The following is a 17,507-nucleotide window of genomic DNA, read 5'->3' as shown; positions in this document are numbered from 1 at the left end:
AACCGCCCCGCTACAGCGCTCTATGCCTGGCGCGCTCCTCCCAGCGGAGGGCTAGGCGCTGCCTTCACCAGAGCCCCAGCCCGCGGGAACGGGCAGGCGCTCGCGCGGCGGCCTGACGGCCTTGATTCCGCGCGAGGGATGGAGCGGAGAGGTAACGGGGTGAACCCCGCCCTACAGCGACTGCCCCGCTAGGATCGACAGCCTTGCGAACCGCGCATCGTCGTTCGGGTTGTCGTGCTCCATGACGAACCAGCGGGCGTTGGTCTTCTCCTTCAGCCCGCCCATCAGGGCCGGCCAGTCGAGCGTGCCGTGGCCCACGTCGGCCCAGCCGTCCTCGTCGGGGGCGGAGCCGGCGGGGGCGATGTCCTTCACATGGGCCGCGACGATCCGGTCGCCGTATTTCGCGATCCAGACCAGCGGGTCTTCTTTGCTGACGGCCACCCAGGCCACGTCCATCTCCAGCGCCAGCCGGTCATCGGCGGCGAGGATCAGGTCGAGCGGCTTCTCCGCCCCGCCGATATCGGCGAATTCGAAGGCGTGGTTGTGCCAGCCGAAGGTGAGGCCGGCATCCCAGAACGGCTTGCCAGCCTCTGCCAGCTCGCGGCCCAGCGCCGCCCAGCCGGCAGCATCCTTCACCCGCTCGTCGGCGGGGATTGCGGGCACGAAGACGCCCTCCATCCCGGTCTGCTCACAGATGTCGAGCACACGCTTGGGCTCGCTCTTCACCTGTGCCAGGCCGAAATGCCCCGTCGGCATCGTCAGCCCGGTGTCGCCCAGCAGGCGCATCAGCTCGTCGGTTTTTTCCTTGTCGGCATAGAGCCCGCCGTAGCCTTCGACGCCCTTGTAGCCGAGGTCGGCGAGCATCTTCAGCGTGTCGGGCAGCGGCCCGAAATTGCGCGAGGAGTAAAGCTGGTAGCTGTAATCGGTCATGTGATCCTCATCAGTCGAATTTCGGGGCCCAGGTGCCGGTGACGAGCCGCTGGCCGGCCTCAAGGCCGCGCATGCTCTCGATGTCCTCCGCCGTCAGCGACAGATCCAGCGCGCCAAGGTTCTCGGCGATCCGGTCAGGCTTCGATGACGTGGGAATGACGATGTGCCCCTCGGCCAGCAGGAAGGCGAGCGCCACCTGCGCCGCGGTCGCGCCATGCGCCTCGGCTATACGCCAGATGACAGGGTCGCTCGCCACCTTGCCGCGGGCGAGCGGGCAATAGGCGGTGGTGGGGATGCCGAGCGAGCGGCAATGGTCCACGATGGCGTCGTTCTGCAGATAGGGGTGAATCTCGACCTGATTGCAGGCGATGGCGCCCGCGCCCAGCGCCGCGACCGCCCGGTCGATATGGCGGCGGGTGAAGTTCGACACGCCGATATGCCGGGTCAGCCCGGCCTGCTGCACCTCGGCCATCTGGCCCAGATACTCCGCCACCTCGTATTCATCGCCGATGGAGGGCCAGTGCACGAGGCAGAGATCGACGTGATCGAGTCCGAGCCGGCCGAGCGAGGCCTCCAGCGCCGGGCGCACCTCGCCGGGGCCGAGATGCTCGGGCTTCACCTTGGTCGTCACGAAGATTTCGCCGCGCGGCAACCCGCTTTCAGCGATGCCCTGGCCCACCTCGCCTTCATTCTCATAGCCTTCGGCGGTGTCGATATGCCGGTAGCCAGCCTCCAGCGCCGCCAGGGTGCAGGCCCGCGCCTCGTCGCCGCGGCGCTGCCAGGTGCCGTAGCCGATGCGCGGCACCACACCTATCGTTTGTGTCGCACTCATGGCTCCCCCCGTGATTGTCAGACAAACTTTGGGCGGAACGTAACCTCCCGCAGCGGGAAGTCCAGCGGGGGTGGACATGGCGTGCCGGCGCCCCACCCTAAGGGTCAACCGCATTCCGGCAGCAAGGAGCCTTTCATGGTCAAGACACTCCCCGGCCCCGCACATATCCCCGCCCTTGGCTTCGGCACCGTCCACCGCGAGGGCGACGACGGGATCGCGCCGATGCTCGCCGCCATCGAGGCCGGCTGCCGGCATCTCGACACGGCGCAGAACTACGGCACCGAACCCGAGGTGGGCGAGGCCGTGCGCCGCTCGGGCCTGCCCAGGGACGAGATCTTTGTCACGACCAAGATCGACGTAGGCAATTTCGGCGCCGGCAAGCTGGTGCCCTCGCTGGAGGAGAGCCTGCGCAAGCTGCAGTTCGATCAGGTCGACCTGACGCTCATCCACTGGCCCTCGCCCAATGGCGAAGTGCCGCTGGGGGTGTATCTCACCCAGCTGGCCGAGGCGAAGGCCGCCGGCCTGACCCGGCATATCGGCGTGTCGAACTTCCCCATCGCACTGCTCAAAGAGGCGGCGGGCATCCTTGGCGAGGGCGAGATCGTCTGCAACCAGGTCGAACTTAACCCGCTGTTCAAGAACGAGAAGCTGGCGAGCTATTGCCAGGAGGCGGGCATCGGCGTGGTCTGCTACCAGCCCATCGCCGGCGGGCGGCTGGGGCAGGATGCCGAGATCGCCGCCATCGCCGAGGCGCATGGCGCGACGCCGGCACAGGTGGCGCTCGCCTGGGAGCTGACCCGCGGCTATTGCGCCATCCCCACCACCAGCAAGCCCGAGCGGGCGGGCGAGAACATGGCGGCCGAGACGCTGGAGCTGACGGTGGACGAGATGGCGATCATCGACTCGATCCCCGATCTGCCCCGCCATATCGACCCGGCCAGCGCGCCCGACTGGGACTAGAGGGCGCCTAAGGGGCCGTCATTGGCTTTGCCAATCCCGCGCATCGCCCGAAGAACGGGTGAGCGCGGGCATGGTCGCCCGGCAATGGCATCGAGGCTTTCATGACGCGCGTTCTCACCCTTCTTATCGCTCTGGCTCTTGGCGCTGCCGCGCTGGCGGGGCTTGTGGTTCTGTCCGGCCGGGGCGACCTGCTTCAGCCCCGTGGGTTGCAGGCACGGGTGGACATCCAGACCTTTCCGCTGCCCTCCGGCTTTGGGGCGGACCCGCAGCTGCTGTCGGATTACCTGCTGCGCGAACTCGATGACCGCGCCTCCCGCGATGTCGCCCTGCGGGTGACGCTTAGCAGCGACGGGCTGGAGAAGCTGCGCGAGGTCGCCCTGCCCCGGCTGATGAGCCCGGCAGTGACGCGCGGCCTGATGGAGCAATCCGGGCCGCTGGCCGAGATCCTCTCGCTCGCAGACGTACGCTCCGTCGCCGAGGTGCAGGTGACCAATCGCAGCGGCGACGCGCTCTCCGACGTTGCCATCACCCTGCCCGGCGCTCTGATCGCCGAGGATGGCGAGGGCCAGCCGCGCGAGCTGCGGCAGACGGCGGCGGGGATCACCGCGCTGGAATTCGGCACGATGGCGGCGGGCGAGAGCGCCGTGGCGCGCGTCTGGCTCGACAGGGCGCCGGGCGATGCGGTGCCGCTCGATGATGCGGGCAGCGAGGTGCAGGGCTATGTGCCGCTCGCGACCGGCATCTCGCTCGGCTCGGAAGGCGGCGCGCATGGCCGTGTGATCCTCACCGGAGGCACTGACTGGCCGGGGGTCGAGCTGGAATCGCTGCCCGCCGTGCGCTGGGGCATCGCCGGACTGTTGTTTCTTCTGCTCTGCGGCTGCCTGCTGGCGGTGGTCTTCTCGCTGCGCCCCTCCCGGGCGATGCGAGCCTGAACCTGGGGGCCCGAACCTGGGGGCCTGAGCCTCAGCCCCGCTTCACCCGGCGGATCGCGCCCTTTTGCGGGTCGTAGCCGCGCACGGCCAGGCCGAAGGCGACCAGGCCCACGCCCGTCACCACGGCGAGGCTGACCCAGTTTATCTGCCCGTAGGCGGCGAAGCGGATCAGCTCGACCGCATGGGTGAACGGGTTGCAGACAGCCAGCCAGTACACGATCTCAGCCCCCGCCTCGCGCAGCTTCCACAAGGGGTAGAGGGCCGAGGAGAGAAAGAACATCGGGAAGATGACGAAGTTCATCATGCCGGCGAAGTTTTCGATCTGGTTGGTGTAGACCGACACGACCAGCCCGATCGAACCCAGCATCAGCCCGGCGGCGAGGATGGCGGGAATAGCCCAAGCCACTGTGCCCCAGGGCAGGGTGATCTTGAAGATCGCCGCCACCGCGAGGAAGGCGAGCGCCTGCGCAAGCGCCAGCACCGAGGCTGCAAGGATCTTGGCGAAGAGCAGGAATGGCCGCGGCAACGGGGTGACGAGCATCACCCGCATCACGCCGGCCTCGCGGTCATAAACCAGGCTCAGGGCCGATTGCATCGACTGGAACAGCGCCACGATGCCGATCAGCCCCGGCAGGATGAACTCCTGATAGGGCGTGTAGGTGGTGTAGGGCTCGATGATCGAGATGCCGAGCAGATCGTGCATGCCGGTGGCAAACACCAGCAGCCAGAGCAGCGGTCGCACGAGGCTGGAGATCAGGCGCTCACGCTGGCGGACGAATTTTGCCAGCTCCCGCGCTATGATCACCCAAAGCCCAAGTCCAAGGTGGCGTGCGGTCAGTTGCAAGCGAATTCGGCCTCATCCATCCCGAGCGTGTCGAGCACGTTCGTCGCATGAAGGTAGCCCTCAACCGGGGCCACGACAATCACCGCATCGCTCGTGGCGAGCAGGATGGGCATACGCAGCTGCCCGTCCCACGGCCGGTAGTTGAGCTGCACGCCTTTCGAGCCGTCGAGCGCCATGTCGTCAGAGGCCATGTAGCTGGTCATGCTCTCCACCGTCTGCTCGGGGGCGCGGGTATAGGCCTGCAGCACGCTTTTCACCGCAACCCAGGCCGACCAGTCGGCCGAAGACATGCGCCGCCCATAGGCCTTGTCAAACCGCGAAGAGACCTGCGTCGCGCCATCGCGCTCCATCGCCCAGTGCCAGGATTCCGCCGTCAGCCCCGTGGCGCCGATGACGGGCCGGGCGTCTTGCGTGGCATAGGGCACGTAGCGGGCGAACTCGCCGCGGTCATCGGCGATGAAGACCACGTCGTAGCGGGCGCCGGAGGTGAGCAGCGCGATGTTGTTGCCCTCGCGGCTGGCCGGGTCGGCCGCCAGCGTGAAGTCGCGCCGCTCTTCGATGGTCAGGCGCAGGCGGGCGGCGCTGTCTTCGAAGGCATCGGCGGTAACTGCGTCCTGCGGGTTTTCCCCCACCAGCATCAGCACGCGCGTCCAGTCCTTCGCACGCAGGAATTGCGCGAAGGCATCCATGAGCATCCGGTCGGACGGGGCGGAATGCAGCAGGCCGGCATGGCAGGCGGTGCGCAGCGCATTGTCATTGGCGGAGACGTTGATGAGCGTCACCGCCATCCCCTCGCCCGCTTCGGCGGCCTGCTCAACCAGATCGGCGGGCAGATCGAGCAGCACAAAGAGCGCGCCCATGTCCACCAGCTCCTGCAGCGTCGGCACCACGCCGTCTGGCGCCACCTCGCGCGCCTCTATCCGGGGCGCGAGGCCCATCGACTGGCTGACGAAGGCCAGATCGTCGACCGCCATCTCGGCCCCTTCGATGGTGCGCACCGGCGGCGGCACGATCAGGCGGGCATAGCCCCAGTTCTGCTGGTAGCGCGGATCGTCGGCCAATGAGATATGGCCGATGACCACTTCCGACAGCGGATCGTCCTGTGCCTGCCCGGCGATGGGCAGAAACAGAACGATGCAGAAGATCGCGAAGCGGATCAGCGCCATGATCAGTCGTCCACCACGATGGTATGCGGCGTGCGGCCGACCGGGATCGAGGTGACGGGGCGCAGCCTTTCCATGTCGATGACGGTGATGTCGTCGCTCAGGCCGTTGGCCACATAGGCCTTGGTTTCGTCATGGCTGAGCGCGACCGACCAGGCCCGGCTGCCGACGAGGATATAGGCTTCGACCTCGCGGGTGGCGGCATCCACCACGGCCACATGGTTGGCGCGGCCAAGGCTGATCAGGATACGGCTGCCATCCTCGGTGATCGTCATGCCGACGGGCGTCACATCCTCAGGGCGGAAACCCGGGGGCAGGAAGGTCAACACTTCCTTGATCTCGTTGGTCTCGGTGTCGATCACATGCACTTCGCTCGACAATTCGTCCGAAACCCAAAGCTCGGCGCCGTCGGGCGTGGTGACAAAGCGGCGGGGCCGCGTGCCGACGATGATGTTCTTGACCACGCGGGCCGAGGCACGGTCGACCACATGCACCATGTCGGCGACTTCGGAGGTGACATAGATCACCTCGCCGTTGACGCCATTGATCACCCCCTCGGGCTCGGCGCCTGTGGGCACGCGGTTCGTCACCGTGCCGGTGGCGAGGTCGATGTATTCCAGCGTGCTGTCCTCCTCGTTCGACACATAGATCTGCGTGCCGTCAGGCGAGAAGGTGAACACTTCGGGGCTCGGGCCCGTGGGGATGTTGTCGACCAATTCATGCGTGGCGACGTCGATCACATCGATGACGTCGTCGTCGCCGGCGGCGACGTAGAGCAGCGTCTTGTCGGCGTTGAAATGCATGTCGCGCGGGCGGCGAGAGGTCTCGATGCGGTCGATGATCTCGTAATCGCTGTTGAGCACGACGATCTCGTTGCCGCGTTCGAGCGAGACGAAGATATCGCCGCTGCCCTGAGCCCACGCGCCGAAGGGCGTGCAGGCGAGAGCCAGAATGGCGGGGGCGATGAGGCCGGTCAGGCGTGCCATCAATTCACCATGAAGAAGCCGGCCATGCCGCGGTTCTCATAGCCGTCGACCCAGAAGTCGTAGCGGCCGGGCCGGATGGGCACGAACCAGATATCGATCTCGCCCTCGTCATCGAACTCGATCGAGTAAAGGCCCATGGGCTTCACTTCGAGATCGTTGATGACGACCTGGTTGATCCAGGAATTGCGCCACAGCTCGGGGGCCATGAAAGCGAATTCCTCGATACCGTCGGAGGCGACCGTCAGGTGATAGTACTTCCCGGTCTCCAGCGTGTACTCGCTGGTGGAAATCGACAGATCGCCGCCCAGCTCAAGCGTGTCGAGCGTTGTTGGCACGGCGGCGAGATTGCCCTCTGCCATGGCCGGCGCTGCCGCCCCGAGAGAAACAGCCACACACAATGCCGCCGCCGCGTTCAGACGCGTGATTACACTCATCGACCTCTCCTCCCCAATAGTACTGGGGGCATCCTCCGCCCCGCCGGCAGTTCCGTCAATTCAACTGCTGCAATGTTCAATATTGGCGCGGCTAATGGTGCTGCATGATACCCAGTCGCAAACCTAGTCGAGAGACGTGAGGGGAGGATCATCATGCGTACACTCACCACCTACATGGGCTCGGCCGCTGTGCTGCTGGGCAGCGTTGCTGCCGGCACCGCCTTTGCCTTCAGCCCGCCCGCCCAGGAGATCACTGTTGCCCTGCTCGAGGGCGGCACCGCGACCTGGGAGATCGAGGCGATGAAGTCGCTTCATCTCGATGAGAAGCACGGCGTGGAAGTCGAGATGCGCCCCGTCGCCAATACCGGCGCCGGCCAGGTAGCCCTGCAGGGCGACCGGGTGGATGTGATCCTCTCCGATTTCCTCTGGACCTCGGTGCAGCGCCATGAGGGCTCTGACTTCACCTTCGTGCCCCATTCGCTCGCTGTCGGCGCGCTGATGGTGATGCCCGATGGCCCTGTGCAGAGCGTCGAGGATCTGCCCGGCTCGACCATCGCCATCGCGGGCGGGCCGGTCGACAAGAGCTATGTCACTCTGCAGGCCTATTACATGGCCAAGTTCGGCGAAGCGCTGCCCGACCAGGTGACGGCCACCTTCGGCGCCCCGCCGCTCGTCAACGAGCAGCTCACCTCGGGCGATGCGGATGCGGCGCTCAACTTCTGGCACTTCAACGCCCGGGCCAAGGTCGAGGGCGCGGTCGAGCTGATCACGGTCGAAGAAATGCTGGCCGAGCTGGGCGTCAGCGAGACGCCGCCGCTGCTGGGCTGGGTCTTCTCCGAGAGCTATGCCGAAGAGAATGACGACATCATCGAGGGCTTCCTCGATGCCTCCTACGAGACAAAGCAGAAGCTTCTGACGGATGACGAGCTGTGGGAGACCATTCGCCCCGTGATGAACGTGGGCGACGATGACGCGCTGTTCGAAACGCTGCGCGACGATTACCGCGCCGGCATCGTCACCACCTATGGCCCTGAGGCCGAAGAGGCCGCGGCGCAGAGCTTTGCGCTGATGGCTGAATACGGTGGCTCCGATCTGATCGGCGACAACCCCGAAATTGCGCCCGGCACCTTCTGGGACGGCTACGAGGGGAACTGAGTGAGCGAGACCCGCCAGAACGGGCCCGCGGCGGGCGCGACCTGGCGGGCAGCCGACGGCACTCCGGGTGACGCGGCAGACGCGGCGCCCGAGCCGCCGCGCCGGTTCATGCAGGGGCGGCTGCTGGAGATCCTGTCGCTGCCCCTTTTGCTGCTTCTCTGGCAATGCGCGGCCTGGATCGCCCAGTCGCGCTTCATGCCCGGCCCCGTCGCCGTGGCGGCCGAGATCTGGCAGGAGCTGCTGGGCGGCCGGCTGATCGACGATTTTGCGCAGACGCTGACGCGGGCCTTCGCCGGCTTCGTGATCGCCATGGTGCTGGGCACCGCGATCGGCATCGCGCTGGGGCGCATCCGGCCCATCGACAGACTGCTCAGCCCCTGGGTGGTCGTGGGGCTGAACATCCCCGCCATCGTGGTGGGGATCATCTGCTACATCTGGCTGGGGCTGACGGATGTGGCGCTCGTCATCGCCGTCGTCATCAACAAGGTGCCGCTGGTCACCACGATGATGCGCGAAGGCGTGCGCAGCCTGTCGGAGGATTTCGACGAGCTGGCCCGCATGTTTCGGATGCCGCGCGCCCGCTACCTGCGCCTCGTGCTCACCCCGCAACTCGTGCCCTACCTGCTCGCCGCCGCCCGCACCGGGCTATCGCTGGTTTGGAAGATGGTGCTGGTCTTCGAGGTGCTGGGCTCTGACGGCGGTGTCGGCTTTCGGGTGGGCGTCTATTTCCAGTTCTTCGACATGACGGGCATCCTCGCCTATGCGACGGTCTTCGTGCTCGTCATCATGGTCATCGAATACGGGCTTCTGCGCCCACTTGAGAGAAGGGTTCTGAGGTGGCGCGCGGACCGGAACTGACCCTTCAGCTCGATCGGCTCGTCTTCGGCGGCCGCACCCTCTTCGAGGGGTTCACGCTGCATGTGCCGCCCGGCCAGGTGCTGGCGCTGCTGGGGCCCTCCGGCGTGGGCAAGACGACGCTTCTGCGCATCATCGGCGGGGCCGAGCGCGGCTTTCAGGGCGAGATGCGCGTGGGCAATCAGCCCGCGCATGAAGCGCCGGTGCCGGGCTATGTGTTTCAGGATGCGCGGCTGATGCCCTGGCTCACCGTCGCCGGCAATCTGCGCGCCGTGGCGCCCGGCCTGAGCGACGGCGAGATCGAAGAGCTGCTCGGCACCGTGCATCTTGAGGGGCAGGCAGATGTCTTCCCCCACGCGCTTTCGGGCGGCATGCAACGCCGCGCCGCCCTGGCGCGGGCGCTCTGCGTGCATCCCGGCATGCTGCTGCTCGACGAACCCTTCGTTTCGCTCGACCGCGCCGTGGTGCGCGATCTGCAGGGCCTGTTTCTGCGGCTAATCCACGAGGGCAGCCCGACGGTCGTGCTGGTCTCGCACGACCCCGAAGATGCCGCGCGGCTGGCCGACCGCGTGGTTTTGCTCAGTGGCCGGCCCGTGCGCATACCCGCCGACATCACCCCGAAGGTGCCGGCGCATGAGCGCAGCGAGGCCGACGTTCGCAACATTCTGGCAGAGCTCCGCGAAGCCGCGGGCGAGGAGGCGGTGCTGACATGACCAAACCCGTGCTGGAGCTGAATGGAGTCAAGAAGAGCTATGGCGGCAAGCCCGCCCTGCGCGGCGTGACGATGGAGGTGCGGCGCGGCGAGCTGGTGGGCCTGCTCGGCCCCAATGGCGCCGGCAAGTCGACGCTCTTCCAGATCTGCGCCGGCCTCTTCGCGCCCGATGGCGGCGAGGTGAAGCTCTTTGGCCTCGACTACCGCGACGCGCCCTCGGCGATCCTCGCGCGGGTCGGGGTGGTGTTTCAGTCGCGCTCGCTCGACGCCGATATCTCGGTGCGCGCCAACCTGCGGTTCCATGGCGGGCTCTTCGGCCTTTGGGGGCAGGATCTGCGGCGGAGGATCGCGCAGATGGCCGATCTGATGGAGATCAGCGACCTGCTCGACCGGCCCGTCCGACAGCTCTCGGGCGGTAACCAGCGGCGGGTGGAGATTGCTCGCGCGATGCTGTCGCAGCCCGAGCTTCTGCTGCTCGACGAACCTTCGACGGGTCTCGACCCGGCCTCGCGCCAGCGCCTCGTCACCGACATCGCCGCGCTGGCGGAACGGGAGGGTACGGCTGTGCTCTGGTCCACCCACCTGGCGGAAGAGGTGGAGGCAGCAGCGCGGATCGTGCTGCTGGTGCAGGGCGAGGTGCGCCGCGAAGAGACGCCGGCGACGCTTCTGGCCGAGACGGGCACCGAGGATCTGACGGGCGCCTATATCGCCCTTACCGGCCTGCCGCCCAGCGCTGCCACGCCGCAGGAGGGCGAGGTTCCCGAGGCCTGAGGCGCGGGGGCGGGCGCTGGAGCGCCCGCCTGTCAGTCCGGCTTTTCGGGTGTTCTTGGCGCCGGGCGCTCGCCGAACACCAGGTCCCCGGGATCGAGCTGGAAGCCCCTGTCGCCGATCATGCTGGAATCGGGGCCGTCATCGGCGGCCTCTTCGGCCTCTTCCTCGGCCAGCTCCTCGGCGGTCTCGCCCGAGGCTTCATCCTCGATGACGCCGCCAACCTCTTCGCCATCGCTGATCCGGCCAAGAGCAACCTCGACCTTGCGCACGAGGTCTTCCTCGTAGGGCAGCTGGTAAGCACGCGGCAGGCCGGTGGGGAAGTTGTCTTCGTCGAGCTTCTGAATCCACAGGAACACGCTGCCCGGATCGTCCGTCAGCGGGTTCGGCTCATCCACCTTCGCCCAGAAGAGCTGGAAGGAGGGCGGCGGTTCGGCATCGCTGGGCAGACCGCGCAGCTCGCCGATGCCGCGATAGGTGAGCGGCGCCGCGATGACGACGGCGATGGTGACCGCGAGCTTGATGAGCAGATGCGCGCGGCTGGCGATCACCAGCCAGGCGAGAAGGCCGGCGAGCAGGGCGTAGGAGGCGGAGAGGCCAAGAATAAGCGTCGTCATTTGTTCGCGTCACCACTGCCTGTGCCGCCGCCCGAGCTGGCGCCGTTCAGCGCGCCCGAGCCGCTGTCGATCACCGGGGCCGCCTCGGGCGTGTTGCCGCCCTGGCGGGTCAGCTCCACTAGGCTGCGGGGGCGGTTGTTCACATCGACCACCTCGTCGCCCTGCATGGTGAAGCGCACCGCCGTCTCCTCCTGGCCGGTGTGATCGAGCGTCAGCGTTTCGTAATAGATCACCTGCACCTCGGGATTGAGCTTCTCGACCTTCACCGACACGGGGATCGGCCCGCCATTCGAGATGAAGTGCACGACGTTCACCACGTATTCGCCGTCGGCCTTGCCGCGGATCGACACGCTTTCCTGGTTGAGCGGGTTGGCGATCTCTTCGCCGTTCACGAGGATCACGTCGCGGTACATGCCGCGGTCATCCCTATCGAGATGCATCAACCCCGCCTCGCGCCGCGTGTACCACACGATGTTGCCCGCCGGGTCTTCGACATAGGTGTCGACATCGTCCTCGCTATTGTCGGGCCAGGTTACCGTGATCAGGAACTCGGCCTTCGGGTCGATCTTGCCCGTCTCGGCGATGGGATTGATCATCGCGAAGGCGAGGAAGAACATGAAGGTGATCGCGACGAGCGAGTTGAACAGCAGGTCGGTGAAGACGTCGAACTCTGTCTCCGGCTCGGGATCATACATCGGCGCGCCCTGCCCGTTCCGCCACCAGCGCTTCGCGCTCGGCCTCGGCCAGCGCCGGCACCAGCGCCACTTCGCTGGCCCGCACGGCCCGCGCCTGAATGCGCGAGGCCAGGCTGTCGGCGATGTTGAACTGCACGCGTAGCAGGATGCCGCAGACGAGGCCGGCGATGGTGGTGAGCAGCGCGATGGCCATGCCGCCGGTCATCTGGGTCAGCGCGTCGCGCAGATTGTCCACCTCGAAGCTGGTCAGATCGTCCATCGAGCCAAGCATGATGACGAAGCCGATGACCGTGCCGAGCATCCCCAGCTTGTACAGGAGGTCGGAGGCATAGAGCCCGGCCCGCGCTGGCTTGCGCAGAGAGGCGGCGAAGGAGGTGGCGAGGATGCCGCGGTCGCCATCCGGGTCTCGCCCGTATTTCAGGGCCACGTCGGCGAGAAAGCTGGTGACCAGCGGCGCGCCGGGGCGGGGGGCGAGCGCGCGGGCCGTGCCGGCGGCGCCGGGGCCGGCCAGCCGCTCTTCCACATTCAGCAGCTCGCGGTATTCGCCGCCGAGGCGCACGATGGTGGCGAGGCAGTAGATCGAATAGCCGGCAAAGACGATGATGATCAGCGCCGCGATCCGGCTTTGATCGACGGCGAACATGTACGACAGGAAGCCGTAATCCCACAGAACAGCGGCGCCGAGGCAGATCAGCGCGACCAGGATCACCCAGCGCAGCACCGCATCATAGGCGCCGCCGCGCATAGCTGTCTGCAGACGCCCTGCGGCGCCGCCCTCACTCTGTACACTCATGACTTGCCCCTTCAGCGATAGCCGCCCGGCGTGTTGGTGCGCCGGAATTCCCATGGTTCGACGAATTCGGCCCCCGGCTGCCAAAGCCCGACACCGGCGGTGATGGCATCGATCTGTGCCAGCTCGTAATCGTCAGTCTGCTCGAGATAGGCCATGGCCAGCCCGGCCTTCACCATGGCCTCGCCCAGATCCTCGCCGTTCGACAGGCACTGGCCGTAGTAGCGGTTGAAGGGATCGGGCTCGCCATAGAGCGTGCAGGTCACCTCGCCGCGCTCGGCCATCGATTGCAGCGCGCGGCGGGCGGCGTCGTAGCAGCCCCATTCGCGGCTATCGAGCCGGCAGGTCTGGCTGCGTTCGGGCGCGTCGATGCCCCAGAGGATCACCCGCTGCTGGCCACCGACGACGAGGATGTCGGCGTCAATCACCTCGGCCGCCCCCGTCACCTCGCCGCTCACCTCGGGCGGCGCCGGCTCGTCACCCGATTGGGCCGCCGCGGCAATGGGAAACATTGCCAAAGCCAATGAGGTTAGGCCGGCCCTCAGGCCCGCCCATGCGCTACGTTGCACGGTGATCATGCCATTCTCCCAGGAGACATCATGCGCCTCGCTATCCTTGCCCGACCCGCTCTCGCCCTGGCTCTGCTGCCAGCCCCGCTCATTGCCGACGACGCCGCCGATCTGGCGGCGGGTCTGCTCACCGAATGCCGGGGCTGCGACCTGACGGATGCCGATTTCAAGAAGGCCAACCTCGAGGGTGTCGACCTCACGGGGGCCGACCTGAGCGGCGCCACGCTGCACCGGGCCAATCTGCGCGGCGCCATCCTCGATGGCGTCACGGCGCGGGGCACCAATTTCAACCTGGCGGATGCCACCCAGGCCAGCTTCGCCGGGGCCGATCTGACCCGGGCGATGTTCTACGAGGCGCAGCTCTCCGGCAGCAATTTCGCCGAGGCCGATCTTACCGAGACGCGCCTGCAGCACGCCCGCCTCACCTCGGCCGATCTGACCGGCGTGACTCTCGACAGGGCTGTGGGCCGCGCCGCGGTGGCGAACAACGTCGATTTCACCGGTGCGCATATGCTGCAGACCAATCTCAACGAGGCGCGCCTCGGCGGCAGCACCTTTGCCGGCATTACCGCCAGCTACACCGGCTTCGTCGGCAGCGAGGCGAGCCGGGCGGACTTCACCGGCGCCGATATCTCGCTCAGCGATTTCATGGATTCCGACCTGCGCCGCGCCACCTTCACCGGCGCCACGCTCACCGGTAACCGGTTCACCCGGTCGCGCACCGGCAGCGAGGTCTTTGCCGACGTCGCCGAGATGACGGGCAATTTCATGCCCAACGGGCGTATCCAGGCAGAATAGCCCGCGGCTCGCCTCTCCAGCTCTCACGACGCCGCCGCGGTGAGGAGCTGGAAGGCGGTGCGGCTTTCGAAATAGCCGGAATTGACGGATTGGGTCTCGCGGTTGATGGCGACCTGCCCGCGCTTGCGCAGGTAGCTCGCCTCGATCTTCAGCGTGGCGCCGCTCCCCTCGGGGTCGGTGCCCGTGCAGATGTAATGGGTGAACTGGTTGCCCACGGGCATCTCGCCCTCGCGGGGCGGAATATCCTCGCAATCGAGGTTCCAGCCGGAATAGCGCGCCTCGAAATTGCGGGCGAGGGCCACGGCATTGCGCCGGTCCATGTCACTCACCCGGTCGTCGGTGATGATGCGGATGCCCTGGGCGAGCCCCTCGTCATCGACGAGGATCGAGACCATCACCGGGTTTGCGAAGACAGACGTGCCGCCGCGCAGCACCTGGTATTCGAGCTCCAGCGCGCGGGCGATGTAATCTTCCTCGTCGTCATAGGTGAAATAGACCTCGCGCAGGCCGGTCTCTTCCTCGACCGGGCAGGTCTGCCAATCGCCGAAGCTGTCGAGCGGCAGCGAGGGCGGGCCGCCGTTGGTTCCGCAGGCGATCTCGGCCACGTCGCGCGGGTCGATCTGGCTGACCGGCTCGCCGAGGTGCACATCCCAGATCGAGAAGACGGGCGTGATGCCCGGCGGCGCGCCCGGCACGTTCTGCGCCATGGCGCCGGGGCTGAGGGCCACGAGCGCCGCCGTCAGCGCGACAGCGCCTGCGGTGGCCATGGCCAAAACAGGCGCGCGGCGGCGGGCATCCAGCGCGCCGCTCGCGCGCGGGGCGGGGGCGGCCATGCGGCGCACCCCTCCCCGAACCGGCGCGGGGGAGCGCCGGAAGTGCGTGAGGCGGGCCAACAGCCGATATGCCGGGCCGCGCTCTGTCATTTGTCGGCGAGGTAATCGCAGGCGCTGGCGCCTTCGCCGTAATAATCGATGCACTCGTCAAAGGTCGGCTCGCCCAGGCCGATCATGTGCTCCTGCATGTAGGCCACCACGTTTTCAGCATCGACAGGGCGGAAGGTATGGCCGCGCGGCGGCGTATCGGGGCCGAGGTCTTCCTCGGTCAGCCCGTAGCAGCGGTCGTCGCGATAGGCCGGGCTTTCGTGGAAGGGCATCTCGGTCGCCGGGCGGCCGCAGCGCACCACGGTCACGAGGTCTTCCGCATACATATAGGTCTCGCGCAGGTTGGCGCCGGCATCGGGAGAGCGCGGGTTGCGGCCCGTCTTCCCGTCGCCCGCCCAGCCGTGACAATCGACGCAATAGCCGATGCTCTGGTAGACGACCTTGCCGCGCTCGGGATCGCCGACCAGCGGCTCGTCGGCGGCGGTGTCCTGCGCGAAGGCGCCGGTGCCAGCCATCAGGGCGAGGCCCAGGGCGGGCAGGAGTCGAAGCGGGGAACGTATCATCTAGGGATGCCTCGTTGTGCTGTTCTTGTCTCGGTATGGCTGTCTCGTCCGGGGGCCACCCCCGGGGGGAAAAGGGCCGGGCAGCGCGCGGCTGCCCGGCCCCGGCCTTCAGGCGCCCGCGATTACTCGCCGAGCTTGAAGACGTAGAGCATGTTGGCCGCGGGCATCATCTCCAGCTCGGAGTAGCCGAAGCCCGCCAGGCCAATGCCGCCGCCGGTGATGGCGACATATTGCGTGCCATCCACCTCGAAGGTGATCGGCGGGGCCTGGATCGAGTTGCCGATGTTGATCGACCACAGCTCGTCCAGCGACTCGCCGTCATAGGCGGCGAAGGTGCCGTCGGTCTGACCCGTCCACACGAGGCCCGGGGTCACGAGGACGCCGGAATACATCGGGTAGGGGGTCTGAACCTTGGCCGCTTCGGTGGCCGTGGCCACGTCGATCGCGGTGATCGAGCCGTTCTGCTCGCCCGAGGCCACACCGGCGCCGCCGGTGAAGATCTGGCCGGGGGTCACGTCTTCGACCGCCACTTCGTTCACCGACAGATCGGAGCAGCCTTCGAGGCCGACACCATAGGCCACGCCCGTGTTCGGGTTGTAGGCCGTCGGGAAGAAGTTCACGCCGCCCTGGATGTTCGGGCAGGTGGTGGCTTCGTCACCGGCGCGGCTGATGGAACCCATCGCATAGGTCTGCAGCGACGCATCGGGATCATACTCGACCGGTTTGCCGGTCTTGGGGTCGATCCCTTCGGTCCAGGTCAGCTCGTTCACGTATTGGCCCGAGTTGATGTAGGAGCCGTTGGTCCGGTCGAGCGTGTAGAAGATGCCGTTGCGGCCGAAGTGGGCCAGAACCTTGCGGTCTTCGCCATCGATCTGGGTGTCGACAAGCAGCTGAACGCCGACTTCGTCATAGTCCATGTAATCGCCAGGCGTGTACTGGAAGAACCATTCCATCTCGCCAGTATCGACGTTCAGCGCGACCGAGGAGTTGGTGTAGAGGTTCGAACCCGGGCGGAATTCGGGGTCGTACATCGGCACCGGGTTGCCCGTACCCCAGATCGTCAGGTTCGATTCGGGGTCGTAGGAGCCCGTCACCCAGGCAGCGCCGCCGCCCGTCTTCCAGCAATCGGGGTTGCCCGTCTCATCGCAGAGCCAGGTTTCAGAGCCCGGCTGGCCCGGCTCCGGCACTGTGTAGAAGCGCCAGACTTCTTCGCCGGTCTCGGCGTCGAGGGCCGCGATGTAGCCGCGGGTGGCCCAGTCACCATAGGACTGGCCGACGAGGATCTTGTCGCCGATGACCAGCGGCGCGGCGGTGAAGCCTTCGCCCGGGTTCTGGGTGACCTGCGTCTCCCACAGGATGTCGCCATACTCATCGTCACAGGCGATGACGCGGCCGTCGTTCAGGGCGGAGATGACGAGGTTGCCCCAGAGCGCGAGGCCCCGGTTGGCCAGCAGGATGCCGCGGCTCGGGTCTTTGTCGATGCCGGTGTCGCAGATCCAGGCGTATTCGCCCTTGTCGCCAGAGGAGACGTCGATCTTGTAGGGTGTGCCCCAGGGGTCGCTCAGATAAAGGAAGCCGTCGTTGACGAGCGGCGTCGTTTCCATCGAGCCAACACCAAAGCCGGCCGGCTCGGTGCCGCCGATGGGCATGGCATACGCCAGCTCGAGATTGCCGACGTTGTCGACCGTGATGCCGTCGAGCGGCGAGAAGCGGTTACCGTCATAGGTGCGGTGCACCATCAACCAGTTGGCGGCTTCCTCTTCGGAACCGGCGTTGAGCAGGCGATCCGGCGTAACCGGCTCGGCCTGCAGAAGCGCAGGGGCGAGCGCCAGAATGGCGGCGCTCGAGCCCACGAGCAAAGATCTGAGCTTCATTACTGTCCTCCCAAACATGAAACGGCGCGCTGCACGGCGGCAGCTGGCGCGTGGGAGGAAACTGGCATTGTCAGCTTCTTGTTTTACCAATGTTCAGCATTGAGGGGCCAAATGACCCACATTCTCATCGCTGACCTGGCAACGCCGCC

20 protein-coding genes are annotated in these 17,507 nt (G+C 66.9%); 7 read left to right on the top strand and 13 right to left on the bottom strand.

What is annotated here, in order from left to right; translation table 11 throughout:
- Window positions 1-171: 171 nt before the first annotated feature.
- Together ACXN5S_RS02660 and ACXN5S_RS02655 are read right to left on the bottom strand one after the other, a co-directional pair.
- A complete protein-coding gene (locus ACXN5S_RS02660) occupies window positions 172-930 on the bottom strand; it encodes a sugar phosphate isomerase/epimerase family protein (protein ID WP_458603834.1) in 759 nt (252 codons plus the stop codon).
- 10 nt (window positions 931-940) lie between these two features.
- A complete protein-coding gene (locus ACXN5S_RS02655; protein WP_458603833.1) occupies window positions 941-1,762 on the bottom strand; it encodes an aldo/keto reductase in 822 nt (273 codons plus the stop codon).
- A 135-nt stretch (window positions 1,763-1,897) separates the two neighbouring features.
- Between ACXN5S_RS02655 and ACXN5S_RS02650 the strand changes: the two genes are divergently transcribed.
- Window positions 1,898-2,722, top strand: coding sequence for an aldo/keto reductase (locus ACXN5S_RS02650; protein WP_458603832.1), 825 nt, complete (start codon window positions 1,898-1,900; stop codon window positions 2,720-2,722).
- A gap of 101 nt (window positions 2,723-2,823) precedes the next feature.
- Window positions 2,824-3,654 (top strand): hypothetical protein, encoded by an 831-nt coding sequence (locus ACXN5S_RS02645; protein ID WP_458603831.1) that lies wholly within the window; start codon window positions 2,824-2,826, stop codon window positions 3,652-3,654.
- 31 nt (window positions 3,655-3,685) lie between these two features.
- Here the strand turns inward: ACXN5S_RS02645 and ACXN5S_RS02640 are convergent, their stop codons facing one another.
- From ACXN5S_RS02640 to ACXN5S_RS02625, 4 genes are read right to left on the bottom strand one after another with little or no spacing between them, the layout of a single operon-like run.
- Window positions 3,686-4,498 (bottom strand): ABC transporter permease, encoded by an 813-nt coding sequence (locus tag ACXN5S_RS02640; protein ID WP_458603830.1) that lies wholly within the window; start codon window positions 4,496-4,498, stop codon window positions 3,686-3,688.
- On the bottom strand, window positions 4,489-5,664 hold the full coding sequence (locus tag ACXN5S_RS02635; RefSeq protein WP_458603829.1) for an ABC transporter substrate-binding protein: 1,176 nt from the start codon (window positions 5,662-5,664) through the stop codon (window positions 4,489-4,491). Before ACXN5S_RS02635 ends, ACXN5S_RS02640 begins: the two co-directional genes overlap by 10 nt.
- Window positions 5,665-5,666: 2 nt before the next feature.
- On the bottom strand, window positions 5,667-6,647 hold the full coding sequence (locus ACXN5S_RS02630; RefSeq protein WP_458603828.1) for a PQQ-dependent catabolism-associated beta-propeller protein: 981 nt from the start codon (window positions 6,645-6,647) through the stop codon (window positions 5,667-5,669).
- Window positions 6,647-7,081 (bottom strand): cupredoxin domain-containing protein, encoded by a 435-nt coding sequence (locus tag ACXN5S_RS02625; RefSeq protein ID WP_458603827.1) that lies wholly within the window; start codon window positions 7,079-7,081, stop codon window positions 6,647-6,649. Before ACXN5S_RS02625 ends, ACXN5S_RS02630 begins: the two co-directional genes overlap by 1 nt.
- A gap of 153 nt (window positions 7,082-7,234) precedes the next feature.
- On the opposite strand from ACXN5S_RS02625, the gene ACXN5S_RS02620 reads away from it, so the two are divergent.
- From ACXN5S_RS02620 to ACXN5S_RS02605, 4 genes are read left to right on the top strand one after another with little or no spacing between them, the layout of a single operon-like run.
- Window positions 7,235-8,236, top strand: coding sequence for an ABC transporter substrate-binding protein (locus tag ACXN5S_RS02620; protein WP_458603826.1), 1,002 nt, complete (start codon window positions 7,235-7,237; stop codon window positions 8,234-8,236).
- On the top strand, window positions 8,237-9,094 hold the full coding sequence (locus ACXN5S_RS02615) for an ABC transporter permease (protein ID WP_458603825.1): 858 nt from the start codon (window positions 8,237-8,239) through the stop codon (window positions 9,092-9,094). It abuts the gene before it with no gap.
- A complete protein-coding gene (locus ACXN5S_RS02610; protein WP_458603824.1) occupies window positions 9,073-9,804 on the top strand; it encodes an ABC transporter ATP-binding protein in 732 nt (243 codons plus the stop codon). Before ACXN5S_RS02615 ends, ACXN5S_RS02610 begins: the two co-directional genes overlap by 22 nt.
- Entirely contained in the window at window positions 9,801-10,574 is a 774-nt protein-coding gene (locus ACXN5S_RS02605; RefSeq protein WP_458603823.1) for an ABC transporter ATP-binding protein, read from the top strand. Before ACXN5S_RS02610 ends, ACXN5S_RS02605 begins: the two co-directional genes overlap by 4 nt.
- Window positions 10,575-10,606: 32 nt before the next feature.
- Here ACXN5S_RS02605 and ACXN5S_RS02600 read toward each other — a convergent pair whose 3' ends face one another.
- The 4 genes from ACXN5S_RS02600 to ACXN5S_RS02585 are packed head-to-tail and all read right to left on the bottom strand — an operon-like array spanning window position 10,607 to window position 13,185.
- On the bottom strand, window positions 10,607-11,188 hold the full coding sequence (locus ACXN5S_RS02600; protein WP_458603822.1) for a hypothetical protein: 582 nt from the start codon (window positions 11,186-11,188) through the stop codon (window positions 10,607-10,609).
- Complete coding sequence (locus ACXN5S_RS02595; protein ID WP_458603821.1) at window positions 11,185-11,883, bottom strand: hypothetical protein; 699 nt, start codon at window positions 11,881-11,883, stop codon at window positions 11,185-11,187. Before ACXN5S_RS02595 ends, ACXN5S_RS02600 begins: the two co-directional genes overlap by 4 nt.
- Window positions 11,876-12,676, bottom strand: coding sequence for a MotA/TolQ/ExbB proton channel family protein (locus tag ACXN5S_RS02590; protein WP_458603820.1), 801 nt, complete (start codon window positions 12,674-12,676; stop codon window positions 11,876-11,878). The genes ACXN5S_RS02595 and ACXN5S_RS02590 overlap by 8 nt, the downstream gene beginning before the upstream one ends.
- Window positions 12,677-12,687: 11 nt before the next feature.
- Entirely contained in the window at window positions 12,688-13,185 is a 498-nt protein-coding gene (locus ACXN5S_RS02585) for a thermonuclease family protein (protein ID WP_458603819.1), read from the bottom strand.
- An 87-nt stretch (window positions 13,186-13,272) separates the two neighbouring features.
- On the opposite strand from ACXN5S_RS02585, the gene ACXN5S_RS02580 reads away from it, so the two are divergent.
- A complete protein-coding gene (locus tag ACXN5S_RS02580) occupies window positions 13,273-14,040 on the top strand; it encodes a pentapeptide repeat-containing protein (protein WP_458603818.1) in 768 nt (255 codons plus the stop codon).
- Between the two features lie 23 nt (window positions 14,041-14,063).
- Here ACXN5S_RS02580 and ACXN5S_RS02575 read toward each other — a convergent pair whose 3' ends face one another.
- From ACXN5S_RS02575 to ACXN5S_RS02565, 3 genes are all read right to left on the bottom strand, one after another.
- A complete protein-coding gene (locus ACXN5S_RS02575; RefSeq protein WP_458603817.1) occupies window positions 14,064-14,873 on the bottom strand; it encodes a hypothetical protein in 810 nt (269 codons plus the stop codon).
- Between the two features lie 86 nt (window positions 14,874-14,959).
- On the bottom strand, window positions 14,960-15,484 hold the full coding sequence (locus ACXN5S_RS02570) for a c-type cytochrome (protein ID WP_458603816.1): 525 nt from the start codon (window positions 15,482-15,484) through the stop codon (window positions 14,960-14,962).
- A 122-nt stretch (window positions 15,485-15,606) separates the two neighbouring features.
- Window positions 15,607-17,358: an outer membrane protein assembly factor BamB family protein gene (locus ACXN5S_RS02565; protein ID WP_458603815.1), complete on the bottom strand. Its 1,752-nt coding sequence runs from the start codon at window positions 17,356-17,358 to the stop codon at window positions 15,607-15,609.
- Window positions 17,359-17,507: the final 149 nt, after the last annotated feature.

This window comes from Pseudoroseicyclus sp. H15, from assembly GCF_054353345.1.
Note: the sequence above shows the minus strand (reverse complement) of the source record. Positions and strands in the feature narration are given on the sequence as shown.